Below are 15,998 nucleotides of genomic sequence, written 5' to 3' on the forward strand. Positions count from 1 at the left end.
GTCCTCCTCACCTGGAGGCGTGAGCGTGGTACGTGGCTTGCTCAAGCCGCGAGGGCTCGGGCGGGAGCGCCGGTGCCCGAGGGAAAGCCATCCACACCACCATGTCGACCGAGCACTCCATGTCCTCCCAGAGCGATTCCAGGCCCGTCTCCTCGCGCGGCAGGGCGTGGGCCGCCAGGCTCGCGCTGCTGGTGGCGGCGGCCGCCTCGGTGGCCACGTCGCGCAGCGCGCCGAGCCCCCGCGTCGAGGAGTCGGCGCCGGGCGTGCTGAGGCTGACGGCGGACGCGCCCTCGGCCAGCGTGGTGTTGCCGGTGCGGCTGGCGGTGCCGAACGGCTCCACGCAGACGGTATGGGCCACGATGCGCGCGCCGCTCTCCGCCCGTTGGACGCACGACGAGGGGGGCTCACGGACGGCGCCGAGTCTCACGGCGACGCTGCGCTTCGGGCCCCATCCGCTCAAGCCGAGGACGCAGGAACTGGGGGTGTCGGAGGGGGCGGCGGTGACGTTCGACGCGGAATCGGACGGGGATGTCTGCCGGCTCCAGCAGCCGTGCGAGTGGGCGGCGACGCTCGACGTGGCGTTCGCGGAGGGCTCGCCGGTCCACGGCGTGGTGGAGGTGGACTGGAAGATGGTGGGTGAGGTGAGCTTCGACGAGACGGTGGACGAGGAGCCGCAGGGGCTCGAGTTCACCGTGGGGCCTCGCTGACCGCGTGAGGACCTCGCGTGCCACCGCGTGCGTGCCGGGTGACACGCTGCTGCATCCGCTGGTGTTCTGCGCGGTGTTGGTGCTCGTGCTGAACGACCATGTGTTCAAGGCGCGCTGGCCGTCCTGGTGGACGGGCAAGCTGTCGGACGTGGCGGGGCTGGCGATGTTCCCGCTGCTCCTGCAGGGACTCTGGGAGCAGGCGCGGGGACGAAGCGCGCGGGGCGGCTTCCGGCCGTCGCTCGCGGTGCTGACGGCGTGCGTGGTGCTGACGGCGTGCGTGTTCACCGCCATCAAGGTCTGGGAGCCCGCGGCCGAGGCCTGGCGCTGGGGGCTCGGTGGGTTGCAGTGGCCCGTGCGAGCGGCGTGGGCGGTGCTCTCCAGTCGCGCGGTCCCCGCCGTGGCGCCGGTGGCGCACACGATGGACGTGACGGACCTGCTCGCGTTGCCAGCGCTGGGCGTCTCGTACGCGCTGGGGCGCAAGCGCTGCGCGAGTCACGAGCCGGCGCGGCAGCCCGCCTGACTCGCGGGCCGCGGACGTCCCACGCGGCGACTTGGGAGACGTCGCCTTCGCGTTGAGTCGCGCTCCATCGCGGACGGGTGCATGGCCGGCTCATGTGACGTGGGCCGTAAGCCCACGCGCCATGCCGCTCCCGCTCAGAGCGAGCCGAGGAACGCGAGCAGCGCCTCACGGTCCTCACGGGGCAGCCGCGTGTAGCGGGTCTGCGCGGGGGCCGCCTCGCCGCCGTGCCACAGCACGGCCTCCTCGAGGTTCCTCGCGCGTCCGTCATGCAGGAAGCGCGTGTGGCCGTTCACCGTCGCCGTCAGGCCGATGCCCCACAGGGGCGGCGTGCGCCACTCCTGGCCGGTGGCCAGTCCGTCCGGTCGTCCATCCGCCAGCGCCTCGCCCATGTCGTGCAGCAGCAGGTCCGAGTACGGGTAGATGACCTGCCGCGACAGCTCCGGGAAGCCAGGCACGTCCCCCGTCTCCATCGGCTCGTCGACATGACACGCGGCACACCCGATGGCGCGGAACACCGCCTTGCCACGCAGCACCGCGGGCGCATCCCAGTCCCGTCGCTTCGGCACCGCGAGCAGGCGCGTGTAGAACATCAGCTGCTCCAGGTCGTAGGCCCGCACGTCGACGGCCTCCGGCGCCGCTCTGGCCTCCGCCTCCTGCGCGCGCGGATAGAGCTCGTTCGTCAGCCCCATGTCCGCCACCAGCGCATGCGCCACCTGCTGGAGCAGGGTGGGCTGATTCGCCTTCCACCCGAACCGCCCCATGCGCGTGCCGCGCGTCCGCACATCCTCGACCCGGTTGGCGCGTCCGGAGATGCCATCCTGGTCGCGGTCCTCGGCATCCTCCCGGACGAGCAGCGTCTCCTCGGGGAGGGCCTCCAGCAGCCCCAGCCCGAAGTTCGCCGGCGCCACGCGAGGCGAGAAGGGCGTGCCTTCACCCAGCGGCCCCTGGGCCAGGTGCTCGAACTGGTAGACGGGCCGCGCGAGCACGTAGGGCTCACCGGAGGAGAATCGGCCGGAGAACTCCTCGTGGCGCACCACCACGGTGCCCTCGCCCCGGAGCCCGCCCAACCGGTGCAGGTCGAGCTGCTCTCCATACACGGGATGCGGTCCCGGACCGTCAGGCGAGCCCAGCTGGAACGCGATGGACACGACGGGCTCGGAAGGGGACTCGGGTGGACGCCCGCGCCCGTCCTTCACGTGGCACGTCATGCACGAGCTGGCGCTGAACAGCGGCCCCAACCCCGGTCCGTGCGCGGGGTCGCTCCAGTCGCGGTCGAACACCCGCTTGCCGATGTGGAACTGGGGCCAGCGCGCGCGGTCCAGGTTCGGCGGCGAGCGACCGAAGGCGTTGCGCCCCGTGTCCTTCACCGTCGCGCCGCCACCGGACAGCTCCTCGCCGGGCACCGACACGAGCGGCAGCTCGCCGAGCACGAGGGGAGGGGGCGGCGGAGGCCGGCCTGCCCGGGCCCACACGGCCGTGAGCATCATCGCTCCAAGGGGGATGCCCAGCAGGTACAGCCGCCGTCTCATCGCGAGCTCTCCAGGAACATCGATGAAGACGCCGGGCGGCGAAGGTGCTGCCACGCGCCGCCCGGCGCCAGCCCCATGCCGTGCGCGGCATGGGACCCGGAACTACTTCGCGGCCGGGACGAAGGTCTCGCTCAGGATGCTCAGCCCCTTGCCCGTCGCCTTCACGTCCATGCCCGTGAAGCCGTTGTACGGATAGTGGCCGTCGCCGATCTCCTCGACGAACTCGAAGGAGTCACCGGTGACCACCTTGCCGTCCGCCAGCGTCACGGAGAACGTGTTGCCCGGCGTGGTCATCTGCCAGCCGCAGGCGCCCACGTTGCTCTCGGCCGTGGCCTCACCCGTTTTGGTCCAGATGATGTCCAGCTCGTAGAAGTCGGCGACCGCCACCAGCCAGCGGAAGAAGTCCCGCCAGTTGGTGAAGACGATCATCGCGTTCGGGCTGTGGGTGGACGTGCCCTGCAGCACGCCCTCGCGGTAGATGTTCATGCGGAAGCCGGATCCGCCCGGCGAACCGGTGAACGTCGGCGTCACGAAGGCCGAGTCCACGTCGCGGCCCGGCGTCACGCGCAGCGTGCTGACCACCTGGTCACCCGAGCGCGCCTCCAGCTGCAGCTGGCCCGTGGATCCCAGCGCCACCGACGTCGTCTGCGACCAGCGGGCCGCGCGGCCGAAGCTGCTCGACACGCCGTCCGTGCGGGCGCTGCGCAGGCCCGTCACGTTCAGGCCCTTGTCCGTCGCGGACAGCTGCGCGTTGCCCAGCGCGCAGCTCGTGATGCCGTCGAAACGCGTCATGCACTGCGTCTTCGCACCGGCCTCCTGGGCGGCGACCTCTCCCTCGGTGGACGTGGGCTCCTCGCCCTGGCAGCCCGACAAAACACTCAGGAGCGCGGCCGCCATCAGACGGCTCATCATCTTCAGCTGCATGGAATGACCTACCTCTTCAATAGGGGGAATGCGCTGCTCCGCCAGTGGCCTTCCGCATCCGGTGCCGGCCCTGCCCGGATGCCACCCTCCGGCGGCGCTCCTGTCCATTGCACCCCGCACGCCAACGCCCCCGGCCGTGTTTCACCTCCTCTGTATCAGCAAGCCTTTGCACCTCCGCGGCCCGCCCCTCTGTAGCGCCCACCGTCACAGGCGACGGGCGCCATGTATCGCGGCTTGCTACACACCCACGATTCTCACCGGATGAGGCATTCACCCAGGGTGATGGGCATTCGCTCCATGTCTGGTCATGCGAATGGCTCGCATTCCTAGAGGGGCTGTCAGGGCCGTGGAGCCGGGTACCCTGGACAGGGCGCGTCATCGGGTTTAGCGCGCCCACCCAGTGAGGTCGTTCCAATCCGCGAGCGATTACTACCCGGATATTACGCTGAGGCTGGAAGTGCACCCTGGGTCGAGGCCGCCTGGACAGGAATAATGCGGAACCGGTATAAAACTGTCCGTCAGACTGGAGACACTGGTGATTCCGCCAACCTCATACAAGTCCTGACGCTCTGAGAAGGGGGCATTCTCTATGGCTCGTTCGTCGTGGTCCCGCGGAGTGAGTGGTTGGTTGAACCGCGGCCTTTTCTCGTCTGCTCTGGCGGTTTCCTTGTCGGCGTGTGAGCCGGCCGGACAGGTCGAGCCTCCCAAGCCCTCCCCCGCCGAGAATGAGGAAGTGGCGGTGGATGCGAAGGCCCTGCTGGACAGCATGGCCGTGTTCTCGCTGCGTCCGCTGTCTCATGAGCCGGTGCCGCAGCCGGTGGGCAGCCGCATCATCAACAAGGCCGCGGCCATCCGGCTGGGCAAGGCCTTCTTCTGGGACATCCAGTCGAGCGGTGACGGCGAGACGGCGTGCGCCAGCTGTCACTTCGCCGCGGGCGCGGATGACCGCAAGAACAACACCATCCACCCGGGCTTCGACAACACGTTCGACAGCATCGCGGGGCCCGGCCAGGACTTCACGCTGGCGAAGATCACCAGCGATGACCGCGTGGGCTCGCAGGGCCCGTTCCGCGCCGCGTTCCTCGGCCTGGACATGGACAACCTGGACAACCCGGCGGACCAGTGCGTGGTGGTGCCGGCCGAGCCGTTCAACGAGTTCCGGCTGGTGGGCCCGCGCCACACGCCGACCGTGGTGGGCTCCGGCTTCTACCGCAACCAGTTCTGGGGCGGCGAGGCGAACGTCCTCTTCAACGGCGTGAACATCTGGGGTGACTCGGGCAACAACGGCCAGGGCTTCCTGGTGCGCATCGAGGGCGCGTCGCTGGCGTCGCAGGCCACCGGCCCCGTGACGAACTTCAGCGAGCAGGGCTGCTCGGGCCGTCAGATTCTCGGCCCCGACAGCCTGGGCACGAAGCTGATTCCGCGTCAGCCGCTGCGCCACCAGCGCGTGTCCGTCAACGACAGCGTGCTGGGCGCCATGGCGAACCCGGACGGCCCGGGCCTGCTCTGCAACGGCGTGCCGTGCACGTACGACCGGATGATTCGCGACGCGTTCGGCGACGCGCTGGCGAACGTCGGCGAGAACGCCTTCTCGCTCTTCTGGGGCGAGGCGCTCCAGGCCTACCAGGCCACGCTCATCCCGGACCAGACGCCGTTCGACCGCTTCCTGGGCGGCAACCTCTCCGCGCTCACGCCCAAGCAGCTCAAGGGCCTGTCCGTGTTCGTGGGCAAGGGCGAGTGCATCAACTGCCACACCGGCGCCATGCTGACCGACGCCACGGTGTCCTGGTACGAGATCGCCGGCCCGCTCAACCGCGACGGCGGCGACACGGGCTTCCACAACATCGGCGTGCGTCCCACCGAGGACGACCTGGCGCGCGGCGACCTGGGCGTCTTCGGCGGCGTGCCCAACTCCGTCAGCCTCTCCCCGTTCGACATGGGCGCGTTCAAGACGCCCACCCTGCGCAACGTGGGCCTCAACCCGCCGTACTTCCACAACGGCGGCTACCCCACGCTCGAGGACGTGGTGGACTTCTACGAGCGCGGCGGTGACTTCGCCAACCCGGAGAAGTCGCTGGACATCGTCCCGCGCACCTTCACCGCGAGCGAGCGCTCCGCGCTGGTGGACTTCCTGCGCAACGCCCTCACGGACTGCCGCGTCAAGACCTACCGCGCCCCGTTCGACCACCCGGAGCTGACGTTCCCCAACCGCGAGACGCTGCCCGTCACGGGCCGCGCCGGGCTCGGCGTCTGCAACTGACGCGAGGCCACCTCCCGTAACACGCCAGGCCACCCACGGGAGACTTGAGTCCCCTGGGTGGCCTCGCCCTTTCTGGCACTCCCGGACGCAAGGTTTGCGCGGGAGGCCCTGGCTACCCGGCTGGAACGCGGATGTCAGGGCTCGTGTCAAAATGGGCGCTGTCTCGACTCCCGGGGCTCGCTTGATGCTCCGGGGGCCTCGTGGAAGAGTTCCTGACCTTTGCGTCAGGTCTGAACAACGGGTTTCTCCCCAGGAGCAGTCGCATGAGTCAGCAAGCCGTGCCCATCGACCCGCATGAGACGCTGTACCTGCCCATGCGGCGCCGGTTCATGAGTGAGTACGTGCAGACGGAAGAGGGCACCACCGAGCTGCGCATCTACTACGGGCTCAAGGAGATCAGCATCGAGGAGCCCGAGCTGCACGCCTTCGGCGAGAACCTGCTCAAGCAGGACAGCTTCATGGCGGGCGTGGCCACGGGCTGGTCCACCGGTGAGCCGCTGCCGTGGGAGCGGGTGAAGGAGCTGCTCGAGCACCTGCTGTCGGAGAACATCCTGTCGCGCGAGGCGCCGAAGCTCGCGGCGGAGACCGACTACCACAAGATGGTCATGGCGGCGGAGGCCAAGCGCCCCGCGCCCGAGTCCCCCCTGTGGTGGAACCCCGACACGGAGGGCGTGCTCAAGCAGCTGGTGGGCCGGCCCATGGAGTTCGGCTTCCTGGAGGCGATGCTGCCGGTGCACCGCGCGGCGCACGCGGCGCTGGACGCGGAAGGGCGGCACATCGGCGAGAACAACGTCTTCCCGGACTCGATGCGCATGCGCATGGAGACCGAGTGGCGCATGTGCCCGTACCCGGGCAGCCGCTTCCGCGACGACGCGCTGATGAACGTCACGGCGCTCAAGTCCATGACCAAGGTCTGGAAGCCCTCGCTGCAGGCGATGCTCATCCTGCGCGACGAGTTCCTCAAGCGCTACCCGCTGCTGCCGGACGGCCAGTGGCGCATCGGCGACCTGCACGCGTTCAGCTGCGCGGTGCTCGCGCTGCCGTCGATGATGCTGCTCCGGGGGGAGAACCCCGTCCCCAACGGGACGCTGGACCCGCTGCTGTCGTCGGTGTTCCGCGTCACCGACGGCGTGCGCATGGTGAGCATCTACCTGATGTTCCTGCCCGAGCAGCCCATGCCGTACGAGACGCCCATCAACCCGGCGTCGCTGCTGCACCTGACGGAGCGCGACAACCACTTCCTGTCCACGCGCGGCGTGTGCGCCGGCCCGCCGCACATGGTCGAGGAGTTCTTCGCGACCATGCTGGACGGAAAGCCCCTGGCGGGCGAGCCGCTGCCCCCGCCGACGTGGCTGGAGGAGATTCCCGCCGCGTTCGACTATGGCCTGCGCGGCCTGCAGCTGTACTCGCTCCAGTTCACGCTCTGGGCGCACATGTGTCACACCTACGAGCGGCTGCGCGACATCATCCTCCAGGCCGAGGCCCCGAAGACGACCGGCTGGGGCCGGCTGCGCGAGCGGCTGGAGAAGGACTGGAAGATCATCCAGCCCACCCGTCAGCACACCGAGGTCCAGCGCGCCTGGGCCAAGGCGCGCTACGTGGAGATGTACGACCGCGCCCAGCGCGGCCTGCGCGGCTTCTCCGAGGACAAGCTGCAGCACATCTCCGACGTGTTCTCGCCGGCCAAGGACGCCGTGCACGAGGAGACGGTCCAGCAGCTGCGCGCGCTGTTCCGCGAGCGGGCCCCGGCGCCCGAGGGCGCCAACCCCGAGCTGACGGACCGGCTGGCGGACGTGCTCGCCGACTACATCACCATCGAGCGCTCCGCGGTGGGCACGCTGGACAACGTGCAGCGTGAGGTCAACAAGCTGCTCAAGCGCGAGCACCCCCAGCGCCACTTCACCAACCTGGACCTCTCCATCCACCACCGGCTGCGGTTCGCCACCATCGGCGTGCTGCCCTACCTGATGGAGGTGTTCCGTGAGGAGCTCGGGCTGACCATCCAGGACGACGTCGCGTCCGTCACCATCACCCAGGGCAACCCCCGCGCCGTGGCCGCGTGAGATGACGCGGTGTTTCACTCCCGGGCCTGGAGCCATGATGGAATGTTTCAGGCCCGGGAAGCTTGACTCACATGTTTCACCGACTTATATCGGAGTAGCCAAAAACGTCAGTTAGCTGAACTGTCGCGATTGGTGCTGATGCCTCGGAGTCCTGGAGGAAGCCCCATGCAGATCAAGACGAAGGTTCGTGGCGGTCCCCGTAGCTGTGGTGGTGGGGTCGTCATCGCTGTCTGAGTCGTTCTGTCGCTGAGGTTCTCACCTCTCACCAGGAGCATGCACATGCAGATCAAGACCAAGGTTCGTGGCGGTCCCCGTAGCTGTGGTGGCGGCGTTCTCGTCAAGGCTGTCTGAGCTGTGCAGTAGCTGAGGTCCTCAACCTCTCACCAGGAGCAAGCACATGCAGATCAAGACCAAGGTCCGTGGCGGTCCCCGTGGCTGTGGCGGCGTCATCGCTGTCTGAGCTGTGTTGTCGCTGAACCGCTGAACCCGTTCTCTCTTTCACCAGGAGCAATCCAGATGAAGATCAAGACCAAGGTTCGTGGTGGCCCTCGCGGCTGTGGCCCCGGTGGCATCAGCTACGAAGTGCTGGAGTAGTCGTCGCCCGGAGTCGTCGTTCACGCATCACACACCAGGAGCAAGCACCATGAAGATCAAGACCAAGGTTCGTGGCGGTCCCCGTGGCTGTGGTCCCGGCGGCATCAGCATCTACTACGAGCTGTAATTCCAGCCTCGCACCTCAGGAGCAAACACCATGAAGATCAAGACCAAGGTTCGTGGCGGTCCCCGTGGCTGTGGTCCCGGCGGCATCAGCATCTACTACGAGCTGTAATTCCACCCTCGCACCTCAGGAGCAAACACCATGAAGATCAAGACCAAGGTTCGTGGCGGTCCCCGTGGTTGCGGCCCGGGTGGCATCAGCATCTGGTACGACGAGGTCTGATTCAGACCCGGAGTCAGTCCTTCGGCCGTCAGTGGGCTTCGTGCCTGCTGGCGGCCGTCGTGTTTCCAGCGCCTCGTCGGTGACGTGGGGCGCGCGCCGGAGGGGTTACACCGCCCGAGGGCCGTGGCCGGGCCCCGCGGGCGGCGCTCCCAATCCCTTCAGGGGTGCGCGATGACGATGAGCGTGGGCGCGCGCGCCTCGACGCACGCCATCACCTTGCGCATCGTCACCGGGTCCAGCGCGCCGAAGGCCTCGTCGAGCACCACGACCTGGACGCGCTGGAGCAGGGCGCGCGCGACGAAGATGCGGCTCTGCTCGCCGTGGGACAGCTGCCAGCCGCGCTCGCCCACCATCTGCAGGATTCCGGCGGGCATGCGCTGGAGCAGCTCGCCCAGGCCCAGCTCCTCGCACAGCTCGCGCGCCAGCTTCACGTCGTCCTGGGTGTGGGGCCAGGCGCGGCCCAGCAGCAGGTTCATCGCCAGCGTGCCGGAGATGATGTGGTTCTCGTGGAACTGCGGCGCGCCGGCGATCTGCGCGCCCCAGCCGTCCTGCGTCCAGGTGGACATGTCCAGGCCGCGCAGCAGCACCACGCCGGAGCCCTGGCGCCTGAGGCCCGTGAGGATGGAGGCGAGCGTGGACTTGCCGGAGCCGGACGCGCCCTCCAGCAGCACGCGCTCTCCGGGATGGATGACCACGGACGCGCCCTCGAGCACCGCGCGCGGCGAGGCGGGGTGCTTGAAGTACACGTCGCGCACCTCGAGCAGCGCCTGGCTCTTGGACGGCGCCTCGGTGGCCGCGAGCGGCGTCACCTGGGGCGCGGCGTCCTCGCCGTCCTTGCCCCCGCCCACGGCGCCGGAGAGCCGGGCCGCGTCGAGCATGGGGCGCACCGCGGAGAACAGCACTCGTGAGCCGATGAGCGCCAGCGCGCCCACCGCCAGCGACATCACCGCGCGGGCACCCAGCAGGGCCGCGCCCACGCCCACCGCGATGCTCGCCGTGTCCGCCCCGGCCAGCACGCCGGGGAGGATGGCGATGATGGCCACCGGCAACAGGCCCCGGCGCGCGAGCGTCGTCACCCGCGCGGTGCCCGCGTCCCAGCGCTCGGAGGCGTCCGAGTAGCGCGCCAGCTCCTGGTCCTCCTCCTCGTGCCAGCGCGAGGGCTGCTCCTGCGCCAGCCGCGTGCGGTGGCCGAGCATCCGCTCGATGAGCGCGTGGGTCATCACCACGCGCGCCTCCGTCCAGCCCCGGAACAGCAGCGACTGGCGCGCCACGAGCACGCCCAGCAGGACGCAGTAGCCGCCCAGCGCCGCGAGCCCCAGCGTGCCCGCGGGGCCCGACAGCGTCACGCTGCCGGCCAGGGTCAGGTCCACCACCGCGAGCAGGCTGGTGAAGCTGCCGGCGAGCGCCATCTGCTCCATGCCCGCGCTCTCGAAGGTCCTCCCCACGTACTCGCCGATGCCGCCGCGCTTCGCCTCGTCCACCGGCATGGCCAGCGCGCCGGCGAGAAGCCTGCGCCTGAGCAGCGCGGACAAATCCAACGCCAGCGAGCCCTGCGTCCACGCCAGCGCCGCCTGCAGCGGCACCGCCGTCAGCCCCATCAGCGCCCACGCCCACAGCCAGCCGTGGTCCAACTGCCCCTCGAACGCGCCCCGGCCAATCAGCCACCACGCGCTGAGCACGCACACCTGGATGAGCACCGCCAGCACCAGCACCAGCGCCAGCCGCGGCGCGGTGGACAGGGCCTTGAGGTGGTGGACCAGCCGGGCGCCCGGCGGCAGCCGCAGCGTGCGCGACGCCACCAGGTGCGTGTTGGCCAGCTGCGCGCCCAGCAGCGCGCGCCGGGCGAGCAGCCGCTGAGGCTCCGGCATCGCCGCGCGCGACAGCACCCGGTCCACCGTGGAGGCCTGGGTGCCCTCGACCAGGGCCTGCACCCCGGACGTGAGCCAGGCCAGGGGCACGTCGCGCTCCGTCTCGTCCGGCGCGATGACGCGCGCGGTGCGGCCGGAGGCGGACACGCGCAGCAGCGCCGCCACCTGGACGCCCTCGCTGGTGACGACGTCCAGGAGGGCAGGGGAGGCGCGCAGGAGCGCCTTCTCCACCTCGCCATGGCGCGTGTACGCCAGGTCCAGCTCCAGCCCCTGCGACTGGGCGGCGGCGTCCAGCCACTCGCCCAGCCGGTTCGGGTCCGTGGGCGCCTGCCCGACGACCTTCGCCCGCGTCCGGGGCAGCGGCAGGCCCGCCGAGCGCGCCAGCGCCTCCAGCGCCTCCGCGCCGCGCGCCATGGGCCACACCAGCCCCGCCAGGGGCTCCGCGGGCCGGGCCCCCCTCGCCTCCGAGGCGCGCGTCATGCCGCACCCCGCTTCGACTCCGGGGGCTGCTCGGCGAGCTGTCCCTGGTCCAGCATCATCCGCCTCCAGCCGCCCTGGCCGCCCAGGGCCCGCCGCATCTGCTCCTCCTCGTCCAGCAGCGAGCGGTACACGGAGTCCTCCCGCTTCGCGAGCTCGCGCGGGTTGGCGTCCTCGACCAGCTGGCCGCCCTTGATGACCAGCACCCGGTCGAACGTCAGCGTCTCCGCGATGTCATGCATGATGCACAGCATCGTCGCCCCCTCCAGCTCCTGCCGGGAGCGCTCCAGCAGCGCCGCGCGCCGGTCCCGCTCCAGGCCGCGGAAGGGCTCGTCGAAGATGGCCAGCCGCACCCCGGGCCTCAGGAGCGCCCGGCCCAGGCGCACGCGCTGCCCCTGGCCGCCGGACAGCAGGCTGCCGCCCTCGCCCAGGCGCGTCTGGAGCCCCTGGGGCAGCTTGTCCAGGAACTCGATGAGGTCCGCGGACCTGAGCGCCTGCCCCACGCGCGGCAGCACCTCGCCCGTCTCCACCCCGTAGGCCAGGTTGTCCACCAGCGACTTGTTCCACAGCGTCACCTCGGGCTCCACCCACGCCGTCTGCCGGCGCAGGCGCGCCAGCGTCTGGCCCTTGAGCGGCTCGCCGTCCACCGTCACCTGTCCGGAGGACGGGCGGTGCCAGCCCAGCAGGATGCCCACGAGCGACGACTTGCCCGCGCCCGACGGGCCGACGATGGCCACGTGCTCGCCGGGCCGCACCGTCATGTCGATGCCCTGCAGCACCGTGAAGCCCGCCGCCTTGACCTCCACCTGCTCGAGCGTGAAGCCCACGCCGCGGGGCTGGCTCGCGAGCGCCGCGGGGGACGGCTCCTCCACCGCCTCCAGGCCCGCGCCCACCTCGTCGGGGGCCAAGAGCGGCTCCATCAGCCGGCCGGTGAGCGACGACGCGGCGGGGTACTGCCGCAGCGCGTCCGCCAGCTGCTTGCCCACCGTGGCCAGCGCCAGGGCCCAGTACACCAGCAGCAGCACCGCCCCGGGCTGGATGCCCTGGGACACGGCGTGCAGCACGATGGCCACCGAGCCTCCGGTGGCCGCCAGCATGGACAGGGTGTCGGTGAGGATGCCCCGGCCCAGCAGCGTGCGCGCGGCGCCAACGTACTCGTGCAGGGGCTCCTCGTGCGCGCGCCGCAGGGTCAGCTCCGCGCGGTGCGCGCGCAGCGCCACGGCGCCCCGCATGGCGTCCAGGTAGAAGCGCGACAGCACGCCGTCGAAGTCGCGCATGCGCCGGTCCGCCTCCAGCAGCGAGCGCTGGGCGAGCAGCGGCACCGCCAGCGCCATGGCCCCGCCCAGCACGATGAGCGGCGCGCTGCCGGGGGCAAGCCACACCAGCCCTCCCAGCGTCACCAGCATCTCCGAGGTGGCGCGCAGCACGCCGACGCCGAGCGTGGGCACGCTGCGCACCTGGTGGATGCCGTGGCAGCGCTGCGCCATGTCGGAGACGAGCCGGCTCTTGAAGTAGCGGTCCCCCAGCCGGGGAATCTTGTCGAGGAACGCCAGCCGCAGCCGGACCTCCAGGCGGCGGCCCAGCTTCAGCGTCCCCATGGCCAGGGGCAGCTCCAGCGTGAACAGCACGCCCATCAGCACCAGCAGCGTCACGATGCCCGCCAGCCGCTGCTCCTGGGTGGTGAGGTAGCGGCCCGCGTCGATGATGCCGCGCAGCAGCAGCGCCTCCAGGAAGCCTCCCACCGCGGCCGTCAGGGCGATGGCCGCGAGGATGGAGGGGGCCAACAGGCCGTCGCGGCGCATCAGCCCGATGAGCTCGCGCAGCGGACGGGTGGGGGGCTCCAGGAGCGCCGCCTTGAGGTCCGCGGACAGGGGCTCCTCGTCCTCCTCCCGCGTCTGGCGCAGGCCCCGGGCGAGGATGCAGACCACGCCGCGCAACGTCACCTCCTCGCCATCCGGAGCGCCCACCGCCGTCCAGTAGGTGGCGGGGATGACCTGCTCGGCGCGGCCCTCCTCCAGGGCCACGTGCACTTCCTTCAACAGCTGCTCCAGGAAGCGCGCGGACCCCTCGCCGTGCTCCACGCCGCCGCCGTCCACCAGCGTCTGGACCATGCGTGTCGTCGCGTCCAGGCACGCCACGCCCTTCCAGCTCGCGTCGGCCAGGGCCTCGTCGAGCAGCCTCGCCGCGAGCGCCTTGTCCACGAGCGCCTGCAGCCTCAGGCGCATCCCGGCGAGGAACTCGTCCGTGCCGGCCCAGTCGCGGAAGGCCTCGGCCGGGACGGGCAGGGCGTGGACGTAGAGCCGGTCCATCAGCTCCGCCACCGACACCCAGCGCCGTCCCAGCGCGGGGTCCATGATCTGCACCCGGTCACCGATGCGGCGCCAGACGACGATGAAGTGCAGGTTGCTGTCCGCCAGACGCACCACCATGATGGCCGGCAGCGTCTTCGTCTCCGGCATCAGCACCTGGTCGCGAGGCAGGACGACCTGGGTGGCCTCCAGGCCCAGCTTGCCGGCCAGCTCCTCCAGCACGTCCACGGACGTCCCGTCGATGTCCGTCTGGCAGGCCTCGCGCAGCCGGCCGTAGCTGACGGACACGCCGAAGCCGTCGAAGAGCGCCTTGAGGGCCGCCGGACCGCAGTCCATGGCGGAGGTCTGGATGACTTCGGGGATGAGCAGCCTTCGTGTGCCCGCCATGGCTCAGCTCCCGCCCCGCGACATCTCCAAATCCCCCGACGAGCGCGGCGGCAACGGGCGCGAGCGCGCCGGCGCCTCCAGCCCCCGCCCCAGCGCGCGCAGCACCAGCTTGAGCGGCGTGGAGTCCTCCACCGCGATGTCCACGGTGCCCGGCAGGCCGTGCTCCAGGGGGATGCCCACCGGCATCTCGTCCACGGACAGCTCCACGCGCACCAGCCCGTCGCGCGCCTCGCTCGCCACCGCCACCACCGTGGCGCGCACCATGCCGAACTCCGTCCAGGCGAAGCCCTCCAGCTTCATGCGCGCCGGCTGGCCCGCGCGCACCCGGCCCAGCGCCGTGGCGGGGGACAGCTGCGCGACGATGCGCACGTCGCCCCCCGCGACGACGGTGGCCATGCGGTCCCCGGCCCTCACCTGCGTGCCCACGCGCACCGGGCTCGTCTCGCCGAGGATGCCGTCGGCGGGCGCCTTCACCACGCGCCGCTCCAGCTCTTCACGCAGGCGCTCCACGGAGGCCTGCGCCACGCTCTCGGCGGCCTCCAGCTCCGCGATGTCCCGCTTGAGCGCCGCGGCCCGGATGCGCCGCTCGGTGGCCAGCATCGTCCCATCCATCTTCACGCGCGTGAGCGCCGCGCGGGAGGCCTGCTCGGAGGCCTGGGCGCGCTCCAGCTCGGTGCGCACGCGGCTCCACTCGGACTCGCTGATCAACTGGCGCGAGTGCAACTGCTCCGCGCTCGCCTTCTCCTCGAGCGCCCGGCGCGCCAGCGCCTCGGCCTCCACCAGCCGGGCCTTGGCCTCCTCCACGCCCGCAGCGCCGCGCTCCTGCTGGGCCACGAGCGCGCCCTGCTCCACCTCGAGCTCCGCGCGCGCCGCCGTCAGCTGCGGCCCCAGGCCCCGAAGCTGGGCCTCCGCCTCCGCCAGCTGCCGCGCCTCCTGCTCGTGGGCGAGCTCGAAGAGCACCTCGCCCGCGCGCACCTGCCGGTGCAGCTCCACCCGCGTCTTCACCAGCCGCCCGTCCACCGGCGCATCCACGGCGTACACCTCGCGGTGGACCTCCAGCCGCGCCTGCACGCTGGGCTCGTAGACGGTGATGCTCGCTCGCAGGAACCACACGCCCCAGACGGCGAACAGCCCCACCGGCAACAACCAGAGCGCCGAGCGCCCTCGCCCCCGCAGCAGCGCGCGCACGGTGCGCGGGAACATTCCTTCACCAACTCTCATGAGCGAAGCCTACCTCATCACCGTGGAACAGACGGACTCCCCGCCAGACCTTCCACCCGGGACGCTCCCGGAGGTCGGCGCCCATCCTCGCCCGGCGGACTGACGCGCGGCAAAGCCAGGGGCGTCACCTCCCCATGCCGCACGCGCCCCGTCCGCGATTGTCTTCTCCGCGCCTTCGTGAATGGACAATCCATCCAGGCCCGGAGCCGCGCGGCGCCCGGAACACAGCCGGCCGACATGTCAAGGGTTGTCCAGGTCAGTCCTATCTCGAAGATAGGGCTCATAAAATGGCTAAAACATGTTTTCAGGATATTGCGACGCGGGGCGTGATGCGGTCTCCACGTATCACCGAGGCGGCGCCCCTCCGCCGCGTCCGGAGCCGGCCCCTTGTAACCGGTTCGGGCGCACTGGCTTCGGGCCCCAGGTGGATTCATGACCCAGGGGTCTCTCAGGTTTCGATAAACTGCGCCATCTATCCAAGTCCCCGGATCTATTTGGATTGGCGGGTTTTTCAGTTCAAGGCTTGACTCCCAATTTTCATCGATTTTTAATGATTCTACTCCGGGTGTGCATGGGCAACCGTGTCGCCTGGAGCGAACGTGGTTCAACCCAGGAGCGACATCATGAAGATCAAGACCAAGGTTCGTGGCGGTCCCCGCGGCTGTGGCCCGGGCGGCATCAGCATCTGGTACGACACCGTTCTGGCGTAGTCGTCCAGACGTCGTTGTTTCACCGTAGTGACTCAATCACCAGGAGCAGACACATGAAGATCAAGACCAAGGTTCGTGGCGGT

General features: G+C 70.5%; 9 protein-coding genes. 4 read left to right on the plus strand and 5 right to left on the minus strand.

The window, feature by feature from the left end; genetic code table 11:
- Positions 1 to 119: 119 nt before the first annotated feature.
- Both K8625_RS34320 and K8625_RS34325 read left to right on the plus strand, forming a co-directional pair.
- Positions 120 to 707 carry a hypothetical protein gene (locus tag K8625_RS34320; RefSeq protein WP_223751546.1) on the plus strand — a complete coding sequence of 196 codons (588 nt, stop codon included), beginning with the start codon at positions 120 to 122 and terminating at the stop codon, positions 705 to 707.
- Between the two features lie 4 nt (positions 708 to 711).
- A complete protein-coding gene (locus tag K8625_RS34325; protein ID WP_223751547.1) occupies positions 712 to 1,227 on the plus strand; it encodes a hypothetical protein in 516 nt (171 codons plus the stop codon).
- Positions 1,228 to 1,361: 134 nt separating this feature from the next.
- Here the strand turns inward: K8625_RS34325 and K8625_RS34330 are convergent, their stop codons facing one another.
- Both K8625_RS34330 and K8625_RS34335 read right to left on the minus strand, forming a co-directional pair.
- A complete protein-coding gene (locus tag K8625_RS34330; RefSeq protein WP_223785061.1) occupies positions 1,362 to 2,756 on the minus strand; it encodes a di-heme oxidoredictase family protein in 1,395 nt (464 codons plus the stop codon).
- 102 nt (positions 2,757 to 2,858) lie between these two features.
- The gene (locus tag K8625_RS34335) at positions 2,859 to 3,680 is read right to left on the minus strand and encodes a hypothetical protein (RefSeq protein WP_223751549.1); all 822 of its coding nucleotides are present in this window, start codon (positions 3,678 to 3,680) and stop codon (positions 2,859 to 2,861) included.
- A gap of 739 nt (positions 3,681 to 4,419) precedes the next feature.
- Here K8625_RS34335 and K8625_RS34340 point away from each other — a divergent pair.
- Entirely contained in the window at positions 4,420 to 5,940 is a 1,521-nt protein-coding gene (locus tag K8625_RS34340) for a cytochrome c peroxidase (RefSeq protein WP_223751550.1), read from the plus strand.
- Between the two features lie 263 nt (positions 5,941 to 6,203).
- A complete protein-coding gene (locus K8625_RS34345) occupies positions 6,204 to 8,003 on the plus strand; it encodes a hypothetical protein (RefSeq protein WP_223751551.1) in 1,800 nt (599 codons plus the stop codon).
- A 1,098-nt stretch (positions 8,004 to 9,101) separates the two neighbouring features.
- Here the strand turns inward: K8625_RS34345 and K8625_RS44305 are convergent.
- The 3 genes from K8625_RS44305 to K8625_RS34360 are packed head-to-tail and all read right to left on the minus strand — an operon-like array spanning position 9,102 to position 15,187.
- Positions 9,102 to 11,291: an ABC transporter ATP-binding protein gene (locus tag K8625_RS44305; protein ID WP_267696982.1), complete on the minus strand. Its 2,190-nt coding sequence runs from the start codon at positions 11,289 to 11,291 to the stop codon at positions 9,102 to 9,104.
- Positions 11,288 to 13,984 carry an ATP-binding cassette domain-containing protein gene (locus K8625_RS34355; RefSeq protein WP_223752201.1) on the minus strand — a complete coding sequence of 899 codons (2,697 nt, stop codon included), beginning with the start codon at positions 13,982 to 13,984 and terminating at the stop codon, positions 11,288 to 11,290. The genes K8625_RS44305 and K8625_RS34355 overlap by 4 nt, the downstream gene beginning before the upstream one ends.
- 3 nt (positions 13,985 to 13,987) lie before the next feature.
- Positions 13,988 to 15,187 (minus strand): HlyD family secretion protein, encoded by a 1,200-nt coding sequence (locus K8625_RS34360; protein ID WP_223752202.1) that lies wholly within the window; start codon positions 15,185 to 15,187, stop codon positions 13,988 to 13,990.
- Positions 15,188 to 15,998 lie beyond the last annotated feature (811 nt).

Origin of the sequence: Myxococcus sp. AS-1-15, from assembly GCF_020037055.1 — a bacterium.
Classification (GTDB): domain Bacteria; phylum Myxococcota; class Myxococcia; order Myxococcales; family Myxococcaceae; genus Myxococcus; species Myxococcus fulvus.